Annotated in this window: 6 protein-coding genes and 2 tRNA genes; 1 reads left to right on the plus strand and 7 read right to left on the minus strand. The window is 61.8% G+C overall.

What is annotated here, in order from left to right; all coding sequences use genetic code 11:
* Nucleotides 1-32: 32 nt before the first annotated feature.
* The 7 genes from QWB57_RS04160 to pcnB all read right to left on the minus strand — a co-directional run bounded on the left by QWB57_RS04160 (nt 33) and on the right by pcnB (nt 5,747).
* Nucleotides 33-109 (minus strand) — tRNA-Met (locus QWB57_RS04160).
* Between the two features lie 69 nt (nt 110-178).
* A complete protein-coding gene (gene pgi / locus QWB57_RS04165; RefSeq protein WP_223627752.1) occupies nt 179-1,684 on the minus strand; it encodes a glucose-6-phosphate isomerase in 1,506 nt (501 codons plus the stop codon).
* Complete coding sequence (gene panD, locus QWB57_RS04170) at nt 1,681-2,061, minus strand: aspartate 1-decarboxylase (RefSeq protein WP_223627449.1); 381 nt, start codon at nt 2,059-2,061, stop codon at nt 1,681-1,683. The genes pgi and panD overlap by 4 nt, the downstream gene beginning before the upstream one ends.
* Before the next feature lie 93 nt (nt 2,062-2,154).
* The gene (gene panC / locus QWB57_RS04175) at nt 2,155-3,009 is read right to left on the minus strand and encodes a pantoate--beta-alanine ligase (protein ID WP_223627447.1); all 855 of its coding nucleotides are present in this window, start codon (nt 3,007-3,009) and stop codon (nt 2,155-2,157) included.
* Complete coding sequence (panB, locus tag QWB57_RS04180) at nt 3,006-3,821, minus strand: 3-methyl-2-oxobutanoate hydroxymethyltransferase (protein ID WP_223627445.1); 816 nt, start codon at nt 3,819-3,821, stop codon at nt 3,006-3,008. Before panB ends, panC begins: the two co-directional genes overlap by 4 nt.
* Before the next feature lie 28 nt (nt 3,822-3,849).
* On the minus strand, nt 3,850-4,377 hold the full coding sequence (folK, locus tag QWB57_RS04185; protein ID WP_223627443.1) for a 2-amino-4-hydroxy-6-hydroxymethyldihydropteridine diphosphokinase: 528 nt from the start codon (nt 4,375-4,377) through the stop codon (nt 3,850-3,852).
* Nucleotides 4,374-5,747 (minus strand): polynucleotide adenylyltransferase PcnB, encoded by a 1,374-nt coding sequence (gene pcnB, locus QWB57_RS04190; protein WP_288968467.1) that lies wholly within the window; start codon nt 5,745-5,747, stop codon nt 4,374-4,376. Before pcnB ends, folK begins: the two co-directional genes overlap by 4 nt.
* Before the next feature lie 133 nt (nt 5,748-5,880).
* On the opposite strand from pcnB, the gene QWB57_RS04195 reads away from it, so the two are divergent.
* A tRNA-Glu gene (locus tag QWB57_RS04195) sits at nt 5,881-5,956 on the plus strand.
* The last annotated feature ends 198 nt before the right edge of the window (nt 5,957-6,154 follow it).

The raw sequence follows: 6,154 nt of genomic DNA on the forward strand, positions 1-6,154 counted from the left end.
GAGCCCGATGCCGTTGAATCGACACTGAAACTTGGTAGCGGGGGCAGGATTTGAACCTGCGACCTTCGGGTTATGAGCCCGACGAGCTGCCAGACTGCTCCACCCCGCAGCAGAGTCGCGCATTGTAGGCAGTGTGCAAGAAACATGCAACCACTATCTTCACTGCGAACGTAATTCCCTACCCATGAATCACCGCCAACAGCGCCCGCGTCACCGCGTCATGGGCTTGGCTTTCACCACGCAGCGCTGGCAGCAAGCGACTGGCCACTTGCTTGCCCAGCTCGACACCGAATTGATCGAAGGCGTTGATCCCCCACAACACCGATTGCAAATACACGCTGTGCTCATACAACGCAATCAGCATGCCCAAGGATTGCGGGGTCAGTGCATCCAGCAGCAACAGCGTGCTGGGGCGATTGCCGGGATAGCGGCGATGCGGGTCGTCGCTGTCCTGGCCGTTGGCCAATGCCTCGGTTTGTGCCAACAGGTTAGCAAGCAGTGCGGCATGGTTGGCCGCGTGCGGGTGGTCGGCCTTGACCACGCCGATGAAATCGGCCGGCACGATCTGGGTGCCTTGATGCAGGGCTTGGAAGAAACTGTGCTGGGTATCGGTGCCCGCCCCACCCCACCACACCGGCACGGTGTCAGCAGCGATGTCGCTGCCATCCACGCGCACCGATTTGCCCAGGCTTTCCATCACCAGCTGCTGCAAGTAATTGGGCAACAACTTCAGGCGGTCGTCATACGGCAGCACGGCTTGGGTGGCGGCGTGCAGGCCGTTGCGGTTCCACACCGCAGTGAGCGCGTGCCAGACCGTGATATTGCCATGCAACGGCGCGTGCAGCGCGTGCGTATCCATCGCGGCTGCGCCTTCCAGCAATTGCTCGAAGCGATCCATGCCCAGCGCCAAGGCAATCGGAAAACCCACCGCCGACCACAGCGAATAACGCCCGCCCACCCAGTCCCACATTGGTAGGGTGCGTTCCGGCGGGATGCCAAAATCGGCTACCCGTTGCGCATTCGTGCTGACCGCGTACAAGCGGTCATTGTTGCCCAACCACTCCCGCACAATGCCGCCATTGAGCAGGGTCTCCTGGGTGCCGAAAGTTTTGGAAATCACCACTCCGGCGGTCTTGGCCGGATCTAGCCCTGCCAGCACGCGGCGCGCCGCATTGCCATCGACATTGGAAATGAAGTGCACGCGGAAACGCGCACCCGGCCGCGCCAATGCATCCACAATCAAACGCGGCCCAAGATCAGAACCACCAATGCCAACGGATACGATGTCGGTCACATCACTGGCTGCCAGCGCGTCGATCAACTCGCGCATCCTTAGCTGCGCAGACAGCGCTTGCGCACGCGCCGCCAGCGCAAAAGCCGACGTTGCCACGCCGCCGCGCAATGCACTATGCAAAGCCGCACGGCCTTCAGTGCCGTTGACGGTTTCACCACCCAACAGCTGTTGCATGGCGCCTGCAAGATCAGCGCGCTTGGCAAGATCAAACAACGCATCAAGCGCCGTGCGGTCATAACGCTGACGCGCAAAATTGGCGTACAACGGGCCGCAACGCAGGGCAAATTCCTGCGCGCGCGCCGGATCGTTTGCAATCAAATTGACCAGCGTGCTGCTGGCCAGTCGCTGTGCATGTGCATCCAGACCGTCCAGCAGGCTTGTCATGGTCAGGCCGCCTGTTGGGGCATCGAATGATTGGTGTGGGTCAGATGATTATTGCGGTCCACATACACGCAGGTGGGCTTGTAGGCCTTGGCTTCTTCGGCATCGCACTGCACATAGGCGCAGATGATGACCAGATCACCCACCCGTGATTTGTGTGCGGCCGCGCCGTTGACCGAAATCACCCCACTGCCTTCTTCGCCACGAATGGCATACGTGGAATAGCGCTCGCCACTGGTGACGTCGTAGATGTGGATCTGCTCGTATTCGCGGATACCGGCAATATCCAGCAAACGCCCGTCAATTGCGCAGGAGCCTTCGTAATGCAGCTCGGCATGGGTGACGGTGGCGCGGTGGATCTTGCCCTTGAGGAGGGTCAGTTGCATGGCTTGACTCCGATGGTGCATGACGGCGTTGGCCGCATTGAGGCTGCAGTATAAGACGCAAATGCCGCACTGCAACATTCCAAAAACCGCAATTTATCCGGGCAATTCAAATTCCAGATTGTCGATCAACCGCGTCCGCCCCAGACGTGCCGCGATCAGCGCAACCCTTGCGCCCGCCTGCCCATCCTGCGGCTCGCTGAAATCGGGGCAACGCAGCACCGCGTAGTCCGGTACGAAGCCTGCCGAACGCAGTTGTGCGTCGGCATCGGCTTCCACTTGTGCACGCGGCTGGCCGGCCTGCGCGGCATCGCGCATCGCCAACAAGCAACGATGAATGCCCGGCGCGGTGGCGCGCTCGGCCTGCGACAAATACTGGTTGCGCGAACTCATCGCCAGGCCGTCGGTTTCACGCACGATCGCGCCGGCGAGAATGGCGGTGGGCATGTGCAAATCCACCACCATTTGCCGGATCACCGCCAACTGCTGGAAGTCTTTTTTGCCGAACGCCGCCACATCCGCCTGCACCTGATTGAACAGGCGCGTCACTACCGTGCACACACCATCGAAATGGCCGGGGCGGCACGCACCTTCCAGCACGCTGCTGATTCCGGGGACATGCACATTCGAGGCCAACGGCACACCGAACGGGTACATCGCTTCCACTTCCGGCAACCACAATATATCGCAGCCAGCCGCATGCAGGCCGCTGGTATCGGCGTCGGGCGTGCGTGGATAGCGGGTAAAATCTTCGTTGGGGCCAAACTGGGTGGGATTGACGAACACGCTGGACACCACTTTGTCCACATGCTGCCGCGCCAGTGCAACCAGTGAGTAATGGCCGGCATGCAGGTTACCCATGGTCGGCACGAAACCCACCGTCTGGCCGTCGCGCCGCCACTGGCGAATACGCTCGCGCAATGCCGCAAGCTGGGTGATGGTTTCAATCATGCGTAGCTGTGCTCCATGGTCGGAAACGTGCCTGCGCGCACCGCCTCGGCATAGGCATGCACCGCGCCGGCAATCGAGCCGCCTTCGGCCAGGAAATCCTTGACGAATTTGGGTTTGCGATGCCCAGTGTCGATACCCAACAAGTCATGCAACACCAACACTTGCCCATCACAGCCGGCACCTGCCCCAATCCCGATGGTGGGAATCGGGCTGGCCTGGGTAATTTGCGCAGCCAACGTGGCCGGCACGCCCTCCAACACCAGCAAAGCCGCACCGGCTTCTGCCACGGCCAAGGCTTCCGCCTGCAAACGCTCGGCGGCAGATTGCTCGCGCCCTTGTACCTTGAAGCCACCCATCGTGAGCACCGACTGCGGGGTCAGGCCCAGATGCGCGCACACCGGGATTTCGCGTTCCACCAAATAGCGAATGGTGCCGAGTTTGTGGCCCGCACCTTCCAACTTGACCATCGCCGCGCCGGCTTGAATAAACCGCACCGCCGCGGCAAATGCTTGCGCCGGGCTACCGTCACTGCCAAACGGAAAGTCCGCAATTTTCAGCGGATGTTTGGCCGCCCGCGCGACCGCTGCGGTGTGGTACACGATGTCATCCACCTGTACCGGCAAGGTGGATTCGTGGCCCTGCACCACCATCCCCAACGAATCGCCGATCAAGATCAGATCAATACCCGCAGCATCCAGCACCCGCGCAAAACTGGCGTCATAGCAGGTCAACATCACCAATTTGCGGCCGGCGGCACGCGCCTGCGCAAGCTGCGGCACGCTCCAGGACTTCGATTCGGCATGCACGCTCATTGCGGGCTTCCAACAGGGCAATCGCGCATTATCGCGCAGATGAAGCAGCCTGAACGGCAATCGCTTCCACGCCCTGCGCATCCACCTGCCGCAGCGCCTCACCCACACTGCCATATCCGGGAAAGACCATCTCTGCTGCGATCTCGGCCAACGGCACCAGTGCAAACGCACGCTCGTGCAGATACGGATGCGGCACCCGCAAGCCGGGGACGTTGATCACGGCATCGCCATACAGCAGCAGGTCCAGATCCAGCACCCGTGGCCCCCAGCGCAGTGCCGCGGTATCGCCGCCGCGCTGCCGGCCTGCATTGCGTTCGATTTCCAGCAACTGCGCCAGCAAGGCCGGGGCGGTCAATGTGGTGTTCAACAGCACCGCTGCATTGATGAAATCCGGCTGATCCACCCGCCCCCACGCCGGCGTGCGATAGAGGCGCGATGCGCTCAGCAATTCGGTCTCCGGCAGCTGAGCCAGCGCATGGATGGCGCTGGTCACTGCGTGGGTGGAATCGCCCAGATTGGCACCTAAACCCACTGCCGCGTGTACCGGCGCCCTCATTCGGCGGCGGGACGGGTGTCGGTGGGACGCCGACGCCGACGCCGACGTTTGCGCGGGGCGTCGCCCGCCTCGGCAATGGCATCATTGCCAATCTCGTCGGGGGTCAGACGATCTTGCGCGCTGTCGGCAGTGGCATCGCTGGGGTGCAACTGCGCCTCGCGCCAGAACGCCACGTCGTCAGCATGCGAGTCCGAAGCCGCCAAGCGCAGTTCGAGGAAATCGAACGCGGCCCGAAACCGCGGATGCGACAGCAGGCGGAACACCCGCTTGCGCAGACGCAAGGTGAAGCGCGGTTGCAACAGCCAGATTTCCTGCATCGGTTGCGAAAACCGCCGCGGCAACGCAATCCGCGCCACTTGGTGCAAGGTGACGCGATCGGCCGCACGCCGCTGCGCTTCGGCCGCATGCACGCCCTGTGCTTGCAGCAGCGCCAAAGCACGGCAATACGCTGGCCACAGCAACACCGCATACAAGAACGCCGGCGACACCGGCTGATCGGCATGCACCCGCGCATCGGTGTTGCGCAAGCCCTGCACCAGCATCCGCCGCAACGCACCCGACTTGTTGGACTGCAAGGCTTGCGCCGTTTCCGGCAACAACACCGGCAACAATCCATGCGCTTCCAGCAATTCAAAACTGGCCACTGCATGACCCGACAGGAACATCTTCAGGGTTTCTTCGAACAAACGCGCCGGCGACGCATCGGCCAGCAACGGGGCCAACCGTGCAATCGGTTCGGCGGTGGCCGGCGCAATCGTGAATCCCAACTTGGCCGCCAACCGCGCCGCCCGCAGCATCCGCACCGGGTCTTCGCGATAGCGCGCTTCCGGCTCACCAATCAGGCGCAGCACCCGTGCCTGCACATCTGCAAACCCCCCCACGTAATCGCGCACCGAAAAATCTTCAATCGCGTAATACAGCGCGTTGGCGGTGAAGTCGCGGCGTACCGCATCGTGCTCGATACTGCCGTACACGTTATCGCGCAGCAGCCGGCCGCCATCGTCGGTCAGGCGGTCGCCTTCGTCATCACCGCCATTGGCGCGAAAGGTGGCCACTTCGATGATTTCACGGCCATACACCACATGCGCCAAGCGAAACCTGCGCCCAATCAAGCGGCAATTGCGAAACAGCGCCTTGACCTGCTCGGGAGTGGCATCGGTAGCCACGTCAAAATCCTTGGGCTCACCGCCCACCAGCAAGTCGCGCACCGCCCCCCCCACCAGATAGGCCGCAAAGCCGGCCTCGCGCAGGCGGTACAGCACACGCAGTGTGCCTTGGCTCATCTGTTTGCGGGAAATGTTGTGCGCTTCACGTGGAATCACGTGCAAGCTGGGGACAACAGCGGTGGAAATGGATTGGGATTCAGTCATGCGTGGCGGCCAGACCGCAGCGTCAAAGGAAGTGAAAGGCGCATTGCCAGTGGCTTGCGCAGCCACTTATACTAACAAGCTCAGCGCCGGAATCCCCAGCGCCGAGCCGATTGTCCAATCGGCACCCCTCATTGCTCCCTTCGTCTAGAGGCCTAGGACGTGGCCCTCTCAAGGCTAAAACACGGGTTCGAATCCCGTAGGGAGCGCCATAGCAAGGCAAAGGCCACCGCAAGGTGGCCTTTGCCTTGCTATGGCCTAGCGTGATATCACATCTGACCGATCTGACTCACCCAGCGCATTGGCTACCCCGTGGACCGGGAAATCCTGCAACTGGCCAAAGACCGACAATCGAACCGTGATGGCTTTGAGCATCAAAAACACGGTACAAGGTTCGATATCGCGTTATT

It is taken from the genome of uncultured Thermomonas sp., from assembly GCF_937872235.1.
GTDB lineage: Bacteria > Pseudomonadota > Gammaproteobacteria > Xanthomonadales > Xanthomonadaceae > Thermomonas > Thermomonas beijingensis.